Source organism: Sphingobium sp. (assembly GCF_033795625.1).
In the GTDB taxonomy this organism is placed as follows: domain Bacteria; phylum Pseudomonadota; class Alphaproteobacteria; order Sphingomonadales; family Sphingomonadaceae; genus Sphingobium.
In genome coordinates, this window is sequence record NZ_JARYGI010000036.1 from 1 (window position 1) to 15,200 (window position 15,200).

Genomic DNA, 15,200 nt, shown 5'->3' on the forward strand with positions numbered 1-15,200 from the left:
AGCAAAGTGCGCTGCCTCTGACCGGTAGCTTTTGATGCTCGCCGCGCTGTAATGCTCTTGCACGAGAAACGTCGCGTAATCCGCCAACAGCGTGTCGAGGTGATCGACATCATCGGGCACGTCGACAACGCCGTGATCTTCCAGGAAGCGGACAAAACGCCGGACCTTGCTGGTGAACGCCGGCCGGTTGGGCTCATGGCGGGAAAAGCCCCGACAGTGGCACCTGTGCTTCTCAAAACGTCGAATGACGGTGTCATTGACCGCCGAGATCACAACGCCCTGCTGCTCGACCCAGAACAGGAAGTGGCGAGCGGCCGCCCTGTAGAGCGCTGCTGATCCCGCTGCGCTCCCTTGGAGAGAAGAGTGGAAGGCGGTGGATAGAGCATCTGAGGTGGGAGCGTCTTTGCCCCAAGGCTCGGGGCGTCCGAATGAAACAATCGTCTTTGGCAACATGGTGATTCCTTCAGCTCGTTGGGCTGGAGCCACCTTAATTATCTGGAGTAAAATCGATGTTTTCATCCCGAAATTCCGCGCCTGCACGCGAACCGCTCGACATAAATCCAGACTGCAAAGAATATATCATCGACTATCTTCAGCGTGCTTTTCCGATCCGGCAGATGCGCGTGTTCACCGACGACACCGGCACACCGCGTTCGATGCCGATGGTCGATGACCACGGCCATCCGGTCTACAATGCCGATGCCGAAGCCGCCCGCGACCGGCTGGTCGAGCATCTCTGCGCGCTGCCGCCGATCATGTCCGCGCTTGATGCGCTGCTCGAGCGGTTCGGCCACGACCGGGTCGCTGAAGTCACCGGCCGGACAAAGCGCCTGATCACCGCCGCGGACGGACGCCAGAAGCTGGAAACCCGCTCGTCGCGAACCAGCCAGGCCGAAGCGGCGGCTTTCATGCAGGGCCGCAAGCGCATTCTCATCTTTTCGGACGCCGGCGGAACCGGGCGATCCTACCACGCCTCGCTCGATGCCCTGAACCAGCAGCAGCGAGTGCATTTGCTGCTTGAGCCGGGCTGGCGCGCGGACCGCGCGATACAGGGTCTGGGCCGTACCCACCGCACCCATCAAGCGAGCTCGCCGCTCTTTCGCCCCGTCACGACGGATTGCAAGGGCGAGCTGCGCTTCACGAGCACCATCGCGCGCCGTCTCGACAGCCTGGGTGCGCTCACCCGGGGCCAACGCCAGACCGGGGGGCAGGGGCTGTTCGACCCGGCGGACAATCTCGAAAGCGAATATGCCTGCGCCGCGCTGTTGAGCTGGTTCGACCTGCTGGCGGCGGGTAAGCTGAGCAGCACGACCCTGGACGAGTTCCAGCATCGCACCGGCCTTGAACTGTGCGACAAGGACGGGGTCCTCAAGGACGAGATGCCGCCCATCCAGCGATGGCTCAACCGCATCCTTGCGCTGCCGATCGGGCTGCAGAACCGCATATTCGACGAATTCCTCTCTCTCGTGGAGACCCGTATCGCCGCCGCACGCGAAGCGGGCCGCCTCGATGTCGGCGTGGAAACCATCCTCGTCGACAAGGCCGTCCTGATCGACGACACGGTCCTGCGGACCGACCCGCTGACCGGCGCCACCTCGCACCTTCTCACCATCGAGATCGCCCGGCGCCGGCATCCGGTTTCCCTCGAACGGATCCTGCACATTGCCGAGAGCGATATGACCGCAAGGTTCATGATGAACGCTAAATCGGGACGAGTCGCGCTCCAGACGCGCGCGCGCGCCCTGATGGAAGAGAAGGATGGAACCCCGATCCTGCGTGTCGAGATGATGCGACCCACGCGCAACGACTATATGCGCGAGAACGACCTTCTCGAGAGCTCCTGGGACCTGATCGACGAGGGGCAGTTCGCGGCGAAATGGACGGAGGAGGCCGAACTGGCTGCCAAGACGGTTGATACCGACACCATTCGTCTGGCAACCGGCTTGCTCCTCCCGATCTGGTCGGCGCTCCCCAGCGATCATCTCGTCGTCAACCGGATCGCCGATGCACAGGGCCAGTCGTGGCTGGGCCGCCTCGTGTTCGACGAGCATGTCGCGCAGCTCTTCACCAAGCTCGGCATCGACCGCGCCGAAAACCTGCCGCCGAGCACGATCGCCGCGTCTGTCGCAAGTGGCCGCAGCGTCGATCTGTCCCGGCCATTCCCGATGACGATCAAACGCGCTGTCGTGAACGGCAAGCCGCGCGTGGAACTGGTTGGGTGCCCCGCCAACCGGCTGGACTGGCTAAAGTCGCTAGGCTGCTTCACCGAGGTAATCCAGTACCGAACCCGCGTCTTCGTCCCCGTCACCTCCGCCCAGGAGGTTCTCGCGCGTGTCTTGGATGAAGCAGATTAACGTCCTCGAGCATGAATATCTTGCATTCAAATCCTTTACCCACAGGTTCGGGCATGATACCCAAACTGAACGGGCATGATGCCCAAACCGGATGTGGAATGCTGTGCGTCTTATCAAATCGCGAGATGTCCTCGAACTGACCGGCCTCTCTGCCGATCAGCTGCGCGAGTGGACCGTGCGACGGGCCATCATTCAGCCCGACGTCCCCGCGACCCGGCAAGGCCAACAAGCGCTGTTCGGGTGGCAGACGGTGTTGCTGCTCAGGCTGGCGATCGTCCTGCGGACCCGCTTTCACGTCGAGCTTCAGATCCATCGGGACCTGTTCACGACCGCTCGGGAGCTGCTGACAGGACGATCCTTTCCAAGCCTTTGGGGAGGAACACTCGCAATCCACGATCTGCGCCGCTGCAGTCTCCTGGGTGCGCGGGACGTCATCTCAGGCGATGACGACGTCATTCTCCTGCGCCTCGACGCACATCTCGCCATTCTGTCGCAGGGGTTCGGCGTAGCGGAGTTCGTCAGCCAGTTGCCGCTCTTTCCGGCTGTGGCGGTGGAAGGTCATCGCGCATGACCCCGCTCGCCAGCATCGAAGCCGCCCTGCTCGAGCTTGGCTACCGCAAGGAGGCCTTGTTCCGCGACTTCGAATTTGCCGACGTCCTTTCGGAGCGGGGCGAGGAGCGGCAGGTTGCCCTCGCTGCGTTCACGCAGACTCCGGAATCATACCGGTCCGCGGCCTTCGGCGTGATCATCGGTCCGCACGATGCCGCTGCGGTCGCGAGCCGCCGTGCGCTCGGCGCGCCGATTCTCTTCTCGATCGGCGAAACCGATGTCGGGGTCTGGCGGGTAGGGGCCGAAGGCAAGCCGCGGCTTACCGAACGCGTGCCGCTCGACGCGCTGCCCGAATTATTCGTGCGCAATGCGGAGCGCTGGAATCCACAATCCGTTTACCGCGCGAAATCGCTCGGACAGACGCAGACGAATTTACAGCTCGACTTCGTCGACATCGGTCTTCTCCCGGCAATCGAGCACGAGGTCGAACAAAAGCTCGATCGCCTGCTTGAACAGGTGGTCGGACGTCTGCTCGAGGGTCTCAAGGACAGCGATCAGGAGGAGGCGGCGTTCCGCACGACCTTCCGCCTGCTTGCGGCCAAGATCCTCATCGACCGGCAGCACCCCGAAGCGATCGCCTGGGCCCATGCTCCAGTCCAGGACGTGCTGAATGGCATCGAGGCCTATTACAATCTCGACTATCTCTCGCGTATTCCACGCGATGCCGTACCGGTCGCCTCGAGCGAGGCGGCCTGGGGCCTGCTCCGCGCGGCCATCAACTTCCGGAATATCTCCTCGGACAGCCTCGCCTTCGTTTATGAAAACACGCTGGTCACCGCTGACACGCGAAAGCGCTTCGGGACGCACAGCACGCCGCGGCAGGTCGCGGAATATGTGGTCGCACAGATCGACCTCAGCCGGTTCGATCCGGCCGAGATCAGCATCTTCGAACCTTTCACCGGCGCGGGGACGTTCCTCGTCGCAGCGCTGCGCCACTTGCGTGACCAGCTGCCCGAACAGTGGACCCGCGAGGAACGGCACGCCTTTCTCGTGCCGCGCATCGGCGGCGCCGAGATCGACAGCTTCGCCTGCGAGGTTGCGACGCTCTCCTTGATCCTCGCCGATTACCCTAATGCCAATGGCTGGCAGATCGAACCTCGAGATCTGTTTACGGACGCAGCGCTTGCCCAAAGCGTTGCAGGCAAGCGGATCATCCTGTGCAATCCGCCCTGGGAAGAGTTCGATGCGACCGAGCGCCTGGCCTATCCGGAAGCGGCCGGACGATCCTTCTCCAAGCCCATGGCGGTGCTGCGCACCGTTCTCGACGCCAAGCCGGACGCCATGGGATTTGTCCTTCCTCAAGGATTCCTGCGCCAGCAGCAATATGCCGAGCTGCGCCAGGCGCTCGCCGACCAGTATCAACGGATTGATCTCTCATCCCTTCCTGATCGCGTGTTTCAGCGCGCGGGGTTTGAAGCGGCGGTCCTTGTTGCGAGCGACCGCCGGGCGGAAGGCCATACCGGTCCGACCATGCTGCGCTCGACGGTTGTGGAAGACCGCGACCGCATCGCTTTTCTCGCCAATGGCCAGGTCACGGCGGACCGGAGACGCAGCAAGTCCGTTACCGCCGGTGATCTTTGGATCGGCCAGCTCGATGAATTGTGGGAAACAGTCTCGCGTTACCCCCGTCTGGGCGACTGCGCCCACGTCTATCGCGGTCTCAAATGGTGGACCCAGAATGACGGCGTTTCCACCGAGGCGCGCGAGGGCTTCGTGCCTGGCGTCTTCCGGCCTTTGGACTCATTACGCCAATTCGCGGTGCGCCGACCGGTCTATCTCGACGTCCGGCCCGAAAAGGCGATGCGGCCGGCGCCGCTCAGCCGTCCATGGGCACAGCCCAAGATCTTCACCAACGTTGCGCGTCTGTCCCGGGGGCCATGGCGGATCGCTGCCGCTTATGACAGTTCAGGGCTGGTCGCATCCCAGGCCTTTTTCGGCATATGGTCGAAGAGCGAGCTTGTGCCGATCGAAGTGCTCGAAGCCGTTCTGAACGGGCCGCTTACCAACGCCTTTCTCACCGAACATGCTTCGAACCAGCATTTCACCAACGAATTGCTCAAGCAGCTGCCGATGCCCAAATCCGAACGGATGGGCAGCATCGTCGAGGCGGTCCGCCGCTATCGCTCGGCGTGCGGCGCGCTGGAAACGACCACCCTGCGACCCGCGGACAGCGACGATCTCCTGAGCCGTCTCCTCGTCGAGGTCGACGCCGCCGTTCTCAAAGCCTATGATCTGCCGCCCCGGCTCGAGCGGCGTTTGCTTGAGTTCTTCCGCGGGCATGAAGCGGAACGGCGCGTCGATCACCGGTTCGATGGCTGGTTGCCGGAGGACTTCACCGCCTGTGTGCCGCTTCATGAATATCTGGGGCCGCTCTTGCGCGAGAATCTCGGATCGTGGGCGCTTGACCTCATCACGCCCGCCCCAGCCGAAGAGGTCGATCAGCTCAGGCAATATGTCTGGTAGATGGACACCTACCTTCTTGATACGAACCTGGTGTCAGTGCTTTACGACGCCCGCCGCGCCAATCACAAGGCGGTGCGGGACGCGATTGCCGCGCTGCCCGCGCAAGCTCCACAGCTGGTGTCGGTCGTGACGATCGCCGAACTGCGCTTCGGGCTGGCGCTTTCACGCGCTGCGGGACAGGCTCTCCATCATATCGAGGCCTGTCTGGAGCGCACAGAAGGCCATCCGCTCGCCGAGATCACGCGGCACACCTCTGACGCCTTTGCCACCGTCAAGGCGAGCATCGCGCTCGCGCGTCTCGACGTCCGACGCCGCGTGCCCCGCTGGGTCGAAGGCTGGAGCGACAGGGTGACGGGGCAACGCCTGCAGATCGACGAGAACGATCTGTGGATCGCCGCGCAGGCTCTCGAACGCAACTATGTCGTGGTGACTTCGGACCGCGACTTCTCGCAGGTGATCGCGCCCGCCGTGCGGGACCTGCGCATCCAGCTAGTCTGAGCAGAAGCCCTTTGTATGCGGTAGCCGCTATGGAACCTGCTTGCGCTCGCGCGGGCGCATGTCCCAGCTGCCGAGGACTTCGCCGCTGGCAGTGTTCTCGATGCGGACCTCATCAAGCTCCAGTCGGATCAGGCAGATGGGCCGCTGCTCGGTGCCGGCGGGCTGAACGCACCGGGTGCTCTTGCCGCCTGGCAGCTGGCCAAGTCTGCCGGTCAGACGCAAACGAAAGCCTTCATTGGGCGCAAAGCTTTCGGGAGGCACACCCTTGACGATATCGAACTCACGCGCCTCGCGCTCTTCACCTTCGATCAATTGCGCCACCGCCAGTGTCTGACCAGGCAATGTCGCGGGCTGGTCGATAGAACCGGCGCTCTGCGCACTGCCCCTTGGGCACCGTTCGCCCGACGACCAGGGACGGCTGATCCAATAGCCTTCGAGCCGGGCCGGTGCTGCATGACCCTCAATATCCCACTCGTCGAGATCCCAGCGCACCGGGCTGACATGAACCTGCAGTCTTTGCCGCTCAGCGTCATAGTGCCAGCGCAGCGGCGCCCGGCTGTCCGACTGCGCTGGGCCATCGCAACCAAAGGGCAGGATCAGCTCAACGCGCCGGCCCACCGCCTCGCCCGGCAGCGACGCCGCATCGCCTGTCGTCAGTCCATCGGCCGCGCGATTGCCGAGCGCGATCAGGTCCGCGCGGCCGAGCACGCCAGGCGTTTCGATCAGCGGGGGAGGGGGAGGGGAGACTGGCGGTTGGGGCGCGGCGATGGGAGCCGGAGGGTCAGGCAAGGTCGTCCGTCCCACGAGAAAGCCCGCGCCGACTAGCGCAGCCGCGGCGAGCAGCCCGCCCGCGATCGCGAGGCGACTGGTTCTGAGGCTCGGCTCCCGCATCTTGCGGTGATAGCAAAACTCCAGGCCCGCTCCATCCTATATTTGCCTGGGAAGATTCTCGATCGTTGACAGCAACGAACACCGGTCCGAGTCAGGCCGGAATGACGATCGACCAGATCCTGACATTGGTGGTCCTTGCGGCCGTGGTCGTGATGCTGATCTGGGATCGGCTGCGCGCCGATATCGTCGCGCTCTCGGGCGCCGCGTTCCTGCTGATGACCGGCGTGGTGCAGCCGGTCGATGTCCAGGGCGCCTTCGCCAGTCCAGCCATCATCGCGCTCGCCTCGCTGTTCGTCATCGCCTATGCGCTGGAGATCGCCGGCTTGCTCGACCGCGCCATCGCCATGGGTGTCGACCTGTGCCGGCGCATGGGCGCCAAGGGCATCTGGCTGCTGCTCTCGATGATCGGCGCGGCCTCCTGCTTCCTCAACTCCACGCCTATCGTCGTGCTGGGCGCTCCCGTCGTCCGGGACGTAGCGCTTGCCCTCAAGCAGTCGCCCAAGCGGTATCTGATGCCGCTCTCGTACATCACTGTGCTGACGGGCTGCTGCACCCTGATCGGCACCTCCACCAATCTGCTCGTCGATGACATGGCGTCCGTGGCCGGACAGGCGCGCTTCGGCATGTTCGAGATCACGCCGGTCGGCATCCCGATCGCGATTGCGGGCGGACTTTACCTCTTTCTGTTCAGCGGCCGTCTCATTGGGCCTCATGAACTGGACGAGCCCGAAAGCGGGGGCAAGATGATCGACCCTACGCATATCGCGAGCGCCCAGGTCGGCGACGCTACGCTGTTCGCGACCAAACGTCCGCTCCAGCCCGTCAAGGCTGCAACGGCTTTTGCCGTCTTTGTCGCGGCCGTCACGCTGGCCGCGCTCGACGTCGCTCCCATTGCCGCCACGGCTCTTACCGGCGCGGTGGTGCTCATTCTCCTGCGCGTCATTTCCGCCGACGAAGCTTATCGCGGTCTCAAGCCCGAGATCCTGATCCTCATCGCGGGCATGGTGGTGATCGGTATCGCGATGGAAGAAAGCGGGCTGGCGGGGGAGGCGTCCCGAATGCTCATTGCTGGCGTCAATGGGCTCAATCCCCTCATCGCCCTCATCGCGCTGTATCTCGTCACGATGGTGCTGACCGAACTTCTCTCCAACGCCACTGTCGCCGTACTCGTTACCCCGATCGCGGTGGCGCTCGCCGAAAGCCTCGGCGTCAGCCCGCGACCGTTCCTGGTGGCCGTCATGATGGCCGCAAGCGCAGCCTTCGCGACGCCGTTTGGCTACCAGACGAACGTCATCGTCTATCAGATGGCGGGCTATCGCTACATGGACTTCGTGCGCGTCGGGCTGCCCCTCAACATGATCACCTGCGTGGTCGCCATCATCGCCATCCAGATATTCTTCCCGTTCTGACGCGGGCGATGGCCGCACTGTTTCCATGATCGTGACGACCCGGGACGGCCTGAGCGCAAGAAAGGGAAGGGGGATTTGAGCTGGTGTCCGGGCTGATCCGGATATCAGAAGGAACCCACCCCATGATCCAGACTGTGAAGCTGAGCAAGCTGCGGCTTTCGGACATCAACGTTCGCAAATCCGACGATCTTCATATCGAGCAACTCGCCGCCGACATCGCCGCGCGCGGTGTCCTGCAAAATCTGCTCGTGACGCCGACCACCAAGCCGCGCGGTCATTTTGCTGTGTTTGACGGTGGACGGCGGCTGCGCGCGCTTAACCTGCGCGCGGAACGTGGCGAAATCGACGCCGACAGCTTCGAGGTGCCCGTGATGATCCTCAAGGGTGATGATGCGACGCTGTCGGAGACCTCGCTCGCCGCCAATTTTCATCAGCTCAAGATGACTCCCGCCGAGGAATGCCGCGCCTTCCTGCACTTCATCGGGCAGGGCGGCGATGTGGACGGCGTCGCCAAGCGCTTCGGGCTGACACGCCGCTTCGTGGAAGGGCGCCTGCGGCTGGCGACGCTGGCCGAGCCGATCTTCGAGGCGCTGAGCGCGGGTGAAATCACGCTCGACCTCGCCAAGGCCTATGCGTCCACCGAGAACCAGGAAAAGCAGCTCCTGATCTGGAACAGCTACGGGCACTCCTACGCCAATCCCGATACCATCCGCCGGGCGATCGCCAATGAGTCCATGAAGCCGACCGATGCCGTGGCACTGCTGGTTGGTGAGGACCGCTATGTCGATGCCGGCGGCAAAGTCGATCGCGACCTCTTCAGCGACAGCGGCGACCGCTGGGTGAACCCAGAGATTGCCCAACGCCTGGCGGCCGACATCATGGAAGCCGAAGCCAAGCGGATCGGCGAGGAGACCGGCCTCGCCTGGATCCGTCCGATTGCGTCCAACTACACCTATAACGCGGCCGCGGGTCTCTATCGGGTAATGCTGCCCCAGCCCGATCTCACCGAGGCGCAAAGCACGCGCGTCGATGAGATCGAAGCGCGCATGGCCGCTATCCAGGCCGAAATGGACGAGGATGAGCTCGATGACGAAGCGTACCAGGCGCTGGACCGCGAATATGACGCGCTCGCCGACGAGAGCCAGGCGATCCATAATCGCGCGCCCGTGCTGCCCGATGAGATCAAGCCTCAGGTCGGTTTGTTCCTGACGCTCAGTCCCAAGGGGCAGATGGTCCTCGATACCGATTATTACAGCGAGCAGCCGATCCGCACGGGCTCGAGCGGCGAGGGCGAGGATGGCGAGGAGGATGCCGGCGCCGATGGCGTCACCGGCGGCCGGGTCGGCGGCGATCACACACCGTCTCAGCCCCGGCCGGAAGCGGTCGGCCCGGGCGGCAAGCCGCTCAGCGCCAGACTCTACGACGAACTGGCGATGCAGCGCCGCGACGTTCTGGCGGCGTGTCTGCTCGCGAACCCCGCGCTCGCGCTCGATTATGCGCTATTCGCGATGATCGACGACCGGATGAGCTCATTCAGCGCCTATGGGACCACCATTCGAGCGCGCTCGCCGCAGGATCCCGTCAGCGGAGACATGCCCGTCACGCGTGCGCGGCAGTATCTTACCGAAGCGCATGACGGTCTCGATGCGTCCTGGACCGAGCACAAGTCCGAAGTCGATCGCTTCGAGAGCTTTAGGGCGCTGGACGACGACAGCAAGGCGGCGTGGCTTGCCTATATAGTGGCCATGTCGCTGGAGGCGAAGTCGGGTTACTCCAACGAGCAGAACGCGCTTCAGAACCGGCTCGCGACGATCATGGATGTCGAGGTCGCGTCCTGGTGGCGGCCGACGGCGGCGAACTTCTTCGACCGCGTCAACAAGGGCACGATCCTGACGCTGCTCGGTGAGGTCGGGGGCGCGGCGCTCACGGCACGGCATGCCACGCTCAAGAAGACCGAAATCTCCGAATCCTGCGACAAGCTCTTCGCCGGCGAAAGCATCGTCGAGCCCGAGGTCAGGGAAGCGGCCCTTGCCTGGGTGCCCAACGCCATGCGCTTCCTGGACGAGAGCGCGGAGACCGAGGCGCCGGGCGAGGAGTCGGCCGAAACGGCCAACGACGCCGTGTCCGGCGATGCCGAGACCGTCGCGGAGCACGCTGGCCACGAGGCCGAGCCGGCGCCGGCCGACGAGGCGCTCGCCGCCTGACGCATTGCTGACCTCCAGGGTGCCTGACCGCCGGCGTCATCGCGCGTCGGCGGTCCTTTTTTCATCAAGCCATCAAGGAGCGATCGCCGATGCCCAAGGCGAACAGATCGCCGCGCGACGTCGCGGCCGAGATCACCGACCTCATCATCAGGAAGCTGGAGGAAGGCGTACCCCCATGGAGCAGGCCTTGGCGCAGTTCGGGTGGCGGACGACCGCTGCGCCACTGCGGCACGCCGTACAGCGGCATCAACAATCTCTATCTCTGGGCGGTCGGCGATCATCGCGGCTATCGATCCCGCTACTGGATGACCTGTCGGCAGGCGGAAGCACTCGGCGGACAGGTCCGCAAAGACGAAACCGGGTCGCTTTCCGTCTATTACTCCTCTTTCACCAAGCTCGCGGCCGACCCCGGGACCGGGCGGGAGACAGAGCGAACGATCCGTTTCCTGCGGCACTATCTGGTGTTCAACGCCGACCAGATCGACGGCCTGCCAGCTACTTATCATGTTGAAGACAAGCCCGAAATCGAACCGTCCCCGTCCCACCGCCAGCGAGCCATCGACGCGTTCTTCGCGGCGATACCCGCCGACGTTCGTCATGGCGGCAACCAGGCCTATTTCACACCGACCTTCGACTTTATCCAGATGCCACACCGGCGCTCGTTCCGATCGATGGACCTCTATGCGTCCACACGGTGCCATGAGACCATTCACTGGTCAGGCCATGCGAGCAGACTGGCGCGCACTTTCGGGAAACGCTTCGGTGACAAGGCCTACGCGTTCGAGGAGCTGGTCGCCGAAATCGGCGCCGGCCTCTGCTGCGCCGATCTTCGCCTGCCCAACCATCTGCACGACGGTCACGCCAGCTATGTGGGCCAGTGGCTGTCGATCCTGCGCGCCGACAAGACGGCCATCATCCACGCCGCCTCAAAGGCTGAGCAGGCGCTGACCTATCTGAAGGCGTTCGGCCCCGAGCGCCCATCGGGCGAGGCCGTGCCAGCCGCGGCGGAAGCTCAAGGCGCCGCAACGGCCTGATCTTCACCTTTTCATCCAACTCTGTTCAAGGAGAACCATCATGGGCTGGCTCTACATGCCGCGCGCCTCGCTTGGCGGCCACAGCTCGGCCAAGTCTTATCTTGACGCCCAGTTTACCTATGAGCGTCCGCAAGCCGATGGCTCGACACGGGGCCTCAAGGTGCTGGCCTCGTCCTGTCCAGGAAACCGGGTTTACTATGCCGCCGCACAAGTGCTCACCGATGGAATCGCTGGCGAAGTATTCGCTATTGTCTGCCTCGTGCGCTGGAATCCTCGCGACAAGGAGGGCTACATCTTCGGGTACAAGGATATGGACGAGACCATGGGTCCTTGCGAGGACCAATGTCCCAGACACATTCTCGATCTGCTGACACCCACCGACAAGGCGTATGCGCTGGACTGGCGTCGCCGGTGCCGGGCCAATCTCGAACGCCGCGACCGGAAGCTTGCAGATGGCGACCGCATCCGGCTTGCGGAACCGATGAAGTTCACCGACGGTCATGTCGGTCAGGAGTTCCTCGTCGAAAAGCGCGGCCGGCGCATGATCCTGCGCGATCCCGAGACGCGCGGTTGCTACCGGATCAGCCGGTTCAAGGAACGCGCCTGGTCGGTCGTGCCCACCACCAAGGTGCACAGGACGGTGTTCGCGTGAGCCGATGTCTTACCGGAAGGAGAGGGCCATGGCGCTTGTGAGACCGCCTGAAATCATTTCGCCCAAACGCCGCCAACTCTGCAGCCGCGAGCATGCGCTGCGCGTCGCGGCCCGGATATTCGATGCCTGTGCGGGGCCGGTGAGCATCGTGCGCACATGCGATCCGCTCCAGCCCTATCGGGTCTCGACATCACCGGACCGACGCGACACCGTCGAGCTTGAGATGGTCTCTTAAGACGCGACCAGTCTGCCGTGCGCACCTTGGTTGCCGAGTATCGTTCCGCCCGGAGCGAGATTGTCTACAGACCCGGAGCTGTTGAGATTGCGATGCCGAGCCGCCAGCAATCGCCGGATCCGGGCGAGAAGATTCTTGTGATTGTAGGGCAGCGTCTGCTGTGGTCCGTCCTCGCAAAGGTTGCCGGCCTTCTCGGCCGCTTTGGCGACAGATCCGGCCAGGAGCACCTCGATCGAGGGACATCTCTCCCTGGCCCAGGCGGACAGCTGGAAGCCACTCTCGTCGGGGAGCTGCGCTGCCGCCAAGAGGATGTCGATGTCCGTCGCGGGGTTTGCAAGGATCGTCCGCGCTTCTGTGCCGCTCACGGCCTCGAGCACCTGATAGCCGCACTCCCGCAGATATTCGGCGAGAGCGGTTCGAACGACAATTTCGGCCTCGACAATGAGAATGACGTGCACGTCAGCCGTCCGAGCCAGGAACCGAAAGCCCGAGGCGCTCCTCGATCAGGCAGACGACACGGCTGAGTTCGTAAGGCTTGGAGACGAAAAGCCCCAGGCCATGCGCATCCTGCGCCGTCACATTTCCCGACGTAATGATGACGGGTAAACTTGGCTGCTGGACGCTGAGTTCGCGAGCGAGATCGAGACCTGTGAGATCGCCAGGCATTCGCACATCGGTGAAGACAAGATCGACCCGCATCCCGGTCGCAAAAAGCGAAACGGCTTCATCGGCGCAGGCGGCTTCGATCACGACGAAGCCCGCGTCTCTCAGTTCGTCAGCGATGAGCAAGCGGATCAGGACTTCGTCCTCTACCACCAGGATCGTCGCTCTTTCGCTCACCACTGCATACTCAGGCGCCATGCATTCATCCCTGACCGCGCTCTTGTTACCCACGGTCAAATCGCGGCTGGCCCTTATGCATACCGAGCAAGATTTGATGAATCATGAATTTACCAGAAGCCCCCCATGTCTTGCGCAAACGTCGCTCACGCCGAATGGGTTCCCCGGCAATCAAAAATCACCTGCGGTGAGGTGAGCACAGGATGGGACGAAGCGCATCGCCGGCGAGCCTGCGAGTCACCGGCAAGCGAAGCTGTTACCGGTCAAGTCCTGGATCGGCCCACCATGAACGCCCCTGCCGAAATTCCTCGCTGTCAGCTACGACCGGACCATCGGGCTCGTCCGCCACGTAGGGATTGACGAGGGGTCTGGCGCGAACCTTGAGCCGATGCATCTCGCCCGCGACCCTGCCGCGCGCTTCAAGAATCTCCTCGAGCCAGAACAGGTCATCGAGCATCGCAACGACGCCGCGCCCCGCTAGGCAATAATAAACGCAGCGCTGGAAATCATCGGCGCCATCGTTCGACAGGATCCCGGCCAGCTTCCGTTTGCCGCCCGACTAACCTTCGTGAACCCAGCTGACCGCCTCGCGCAATTCCCTGACCGAATAATAGGGATCCTCGACATGCATGCCGATTGCAGCATTGGCGATCATGCGGCGTGTCGGCCGGTTCTGCTCGTCGAGCGCGGCGTCGCGCAGGGTGATGTCCAGGTCGAACTGATCGTGAAAAATGAATCTTGCTGAATTGGCCATGTCGAAACTCCTCCGCGCCAGAACATACCATGAACATAATGGGACGTCAAACGTCGTATGCCCACTGCTTACCACCGCGGATCCGAAGACAAGTTCGGGCACCCCAGGCAAATGGACGAAAATCCATGATCGACATCATTCTCGGCTTGCCGCACCTCGGCAAGGGCGCGCTCCTGGCGCGCGCCAAGGCATTGGCATGCCCGATCCTCATATCCGCCAACGCGCTTTCGCGATGGGACCATCAGCAGGGTTCCCGGATATGGTCCGGCTGGAAGTACGACCAGCTGCGCAATGCGCAAGGGATCACCGCGCTGTGCCTTGATAGCGCCGGCTACACCGCAATGGCTGCCTATGGCGGTTATCCCTGGAGCGCCGATGCTTATGTCGCGCTGGCCGCCGCCTATCCGTTCAAATGGTGGGCGGCCCTCGATTATTGCGTCGAGGACGGGGTGGCGCGGGACCGGGAGGAAGTGCTCGATCGCATAGCCCGCACTGTCCGCGCCAATCACGAGTGCCAACGTCGTGCCATTGATCGCGGTATCGCCGGCACGTTCCTGCCTGTCATCCAGGGGCGCACGCCCGAGGATTATCGGCGCTGCGCCGACGCGCTGGCGTCCCTGATCGAGCGGTCACCCGTGATCGGCGTCGGCAGCATGTGCCGGCGTCCCGTCCATGGGCCCGAGGGGCTCGTGGCCGTGCTGGATCAGCTCGATCGCACCCTGCCGCGGTCCTGCCGCCTTCATCTTTTCGGGGTCAAGGGCGGTGCGATCCCCTATCTGCGAGCGTTCGGCCACCGCGTCGCCAGCGTCGATTCCCAGGCCTATGGCGTGAGCGCGAGGCGGCACGCGCATCGGTCAGGCGTCGTGAAGACCGATCTGATGGTCGCGGCCCATATGGAACGCTGGCTGATGGCCCAGCAAGCAAAGCTGCGCGACCCGATCCGCGCGTTGCCCGTCGCGGCCACGCTAATGGGCGCCATGATCCCGGTCGATGCGTGGGGATCCGCTATTGCTCAGGCGCGCGAGCAGATGCGTGCGCTGATCAGGTCCGGCGACCTCGATCATGATGCCCTGACCACGGTGTGGGTCCAGGAATGGGCGGCCGCGCTTCTCCAAGAATGGCAGGAGCATGCGAACCTGGACGGCCGGCCAGCCACGCGATCGGCCGACGCGCTGCCGTGCTGACCTCAAGCGCCAGCGAAAGGGGAGGGGGGAAGGGGGACTGAGCGGATCTAGCGCTCAAGATCGGAGAGCCCTC

The 15,200-nt window shown here is 63.6% G+C and carries 13 protein-coding genes and 2 pseudogenes; 10 read left to right on the forward strand and 5 right to left on the reverse strand.

From position 1 onward, the window contains the following. A pseudogene (locus tag QHC67_RS15150) lies at positions 1-519 on the reverse strand (hypothetical protein); the annotation flags it as partial. A gap of 137 nt (positions 520-656) precedes the next feature. Here QHC67_RS15150 and QHC67_RS15155 point away from each other — a divergent pair. The 4 genes from QHC67_RS15155 (at position 657) to QHC67_RS15170 (ending at position 5,924) form a co-directional block, all read left to right on the forward strand. Then, positions 657-2,354: a strawberry notch C-terminal domain-containing protein gene (locus tag QHC67_RS15155; RefSeq protein ID WP_413818551.1), complete on the forward strand. Its 1,698-nt coding sequence runs from the start codon at positions 657-659 to the stop codon at positions 2,352-2,354. A 103-nt stretch (positions 2,355-2,457) separates the two neighbouring features. Then, positions 2,458-2,925, forward strand: a complete 468-nt coding sequence (locus QHC67_RS15160; protein WP_319295523.1) for a hypothetical protein — start codon at positions 2,458-2,460, stop codon at positions 2,923-2,925. Then, complete coding sequence (locus tag QHC67_RS15165) at positions 2,922-5,426, forward strand: N-6 DNA methylase (RefSeq protein WP_319295524.1); 2,505 nt, start codon at positions 2,922-2,924, stop codon at positions 5,424-5,426. Before QHC67_RS15160 ends, QHC67_RS15165 begins: the two co-directional genes overlap by 4 nt. Next, entirely contained in the window at positions 5,427-5,924 is a 498-nt protein-coding gene (locus QHC67_RS15170; RefSeq protein WP_319295525.1) for a PIN domain-containing protein, read from the forward strand. A 27-nt stretch (positions 5,925-5,951) separates the two neighbouring features. Here the strand turns inward: QHC67_RS15170 and QHC67_RS15175 are convergent, their stop codons facing one another. Further along, a complete protein-coding gene (locus QHC67_RS15175; RefSeq protein WP_319295527.1) occupies positions 5,952-6,815 on the reverse strand; it encodes a hypothetical protein in 864 nt (287 codons plus the stop codon). Between the two features lie 101 nt (positions 6,816-6,916). Between QHC67_RS15175 and QHC67_RS15180 the strand changes: the two genes are divergently transcribed. The 5 genes from QHC67_RS15180 (at position 6,917) to QHC67_RS15200 (ending at position 12,349) form a co-directional block, all read left to right on the forward strand. Next, positions 6,917-8,224 (forward strand): SLC13 family permease, encoded by a 1,308-nt coding sequence (locus QHC67_RS15180; RefSeq protein ID WP_319295529.1) that lies wholly within the window; start codon positions 6,917-6,919, stop codon positions 8,222-8,224. A 122-nt stretch (positions 8,225-8,346) separates the two neighbouring features. Then, positions 8,347-10,428, forward strand: a complete 2,082-nt coding sequence (locus tag QHC67_RS15185) for a ParB/RepB/Spo0J family partition protein (protein ID WP_319295530.1) — start codon at positions 8,347-8,349, stop codon at positions 10,426-10,428. Positions 10,429-10,517: 89 nt separating this feature from the next. Beyond that, positions 10,518-11,462: an ArdC family protein gene (locus tag QHC67_RS15190; RefSeq protein WP_319295532.1), complete on the forward strand. Its 945-nt coding sequence runs from the start codon at positions 10,518-10,520 to the stop codon at positions 11,460-11,462. 40 nt (positions 11,463-11,502) lie between these two features. Next, a complete protein-coding gene (locus tag QHC67_RS15195; RefSeq protein ID WP_319295533.1) occupies positions 11,503-12,114 on the forward strand; it encodes a DUF6927 domain-containing protein in 612 nt (203 codons plus the stop codon). 28 nt (positions 12,115-12,142) lie between these two features. Then, on the forward strand, positions 12,143-12,349 hold the full coding sequence (locus QHC67_RS15200) for a hypothetical protein (RefSeq protein ID WP_319295534.1): 207 nt from the start codon (positions 12,143-12,145) through the stop codon (positions 12,347-12,349). Here QHC67_RS15200 and QHC67_RS15205 read toward each other — a convergent pair. The 3 genes and pseudogenes from QHC67_RS15205 to QHC67_RS15215 form a co-directional block, all read right to left on the reverse strand. Beyond that, complete coding sequence (locus tag QHC67_RS15205; protein ID WP_319295536.1) at positions 12,346-12,807, reverse strand: response regulator; 462 nt, start codon at positions 12,805-12,807, stop codon at positions 12,346-12,348. The genes QHC67_RS15200 and QHC67_RS15205 overlap by 4 nt on opposite strands. A gap of 1 nt (position 12,808) precedes the next feature. Further along, entirely contained in the window at positions 12,809-13,210 is a 402-nt protein-coding gene (locus tag QHC67_RS15210; protein WP_319295538.1) for a response regulator, read from the reverse strand. Between the two features lie 235 nt (positions 13,211-13,445). Beyond that, positions 13,446-13,943: pseudogene (locus QHC67_RS15215) on the reverse strand (hypothetical protein). Positions 13,944-14,068: 125 nt separating this feature from the next. On the opposite strand from QHC67_RS15215, the gene QHC67_RS15220 reads away from it, so the two are divergent. Beyond that, positions 14,069-15,127, forward strand: a complete 1,059-nt coding sequence (locus QHC67_RS15220) for a hypothetical protein (protein WP_319295539.1) — start codon at positions 14,069-14,071, stop codon at positions 15,125-15,127. Positions 15,128-15,200 lie beyond the last annotated feature (73 nt).

What these genes read in the sequence shown, in the direction of transcription:
- QHC67_RS15195 (WP_319295533.1), top strand. Translation starts at nt 11,503, where the DNA reads ATGGGCTGGCTCTACATGCCGCGCGCCTCGCTTGGCGGCCACAGCTCG.
- QHC67_RS15175 (WP_319295527.1), bottom strand. Translation starts at nt 6,815, where the DNA reads ATGCGGGAGCCGAGCCTCAGAACCAGTCGCCTCGCGATCGCGGGCGGG.
- QHC67_RS15185 (WP_319295530.1), top strand. Translation starts at nt 8,347, where the DNA reads ATGATCCAGACTGTGAAGCTGAGCAAGCTGCGGCTTTCGGACATCAAC.
- QHC67_RS15170 (WP_319295525.1), top strand. Translation starts at nt 5,427, where the DNA reads ATGGACACCTACCTTCTTGATACGAACCTGGTGTCAGTGCTTTACGAC.
- QHC67_RS15210 (WP_319295538.1), bottom strand. Translation starts at nt 13,210, where the DNA reads ATGGCGCCTGAGTATGCAGTGGTGAGCGAAAGAGCGACGATCCTGGTG.
- QHC67_RS15155 (WP_413818551.1), top strand. Translation starts at nt 657, where the DNA reads ATGCCGATGGTCGATGACCACGGCCATCCGGTCTACAATGCCGATGCC.
- QHC67_RS15190 (WP_319295532.1), top strand. Translation starts at nt 10,518, where the DNA reads ATGCCCAAGGCGAACAGATCGCCGCGCGACGTCGCGGCCGAGATCACC.
- QHC67_RS15220 (WP_319295539.1), top strand. Translation starts at nt 14,069, where the DNA reads ATGATCGACATCATTCTCGGCTTGCCGCACCTCGGCAAGGGCGCGCTC.
- QHC67_RS15180 (WP_319295529.1), top strand. Translation starts at nt 6,917, where the DNA reads ATGACGATCGACCAGATCCTGACATTGGTGGTCCTTGCGGCCGTGGTC.
- QHC67_RS15165 (WP_319295524.1), top strand. Translation starts at nt 2,922, where the DNA reads ATGACCCCGCTCGCCAGCATCGAAGCCGCCCTGCTCGAGCTTGGCTAC.
- QHC67_RS15200 (WP_319295534.1), top strand. Translation starts at nt 12,143, where the DNA reads ATGGCGCTTGTGAGACCGCCTGAAATCATTTCGCCCAAACGCCGCCAA.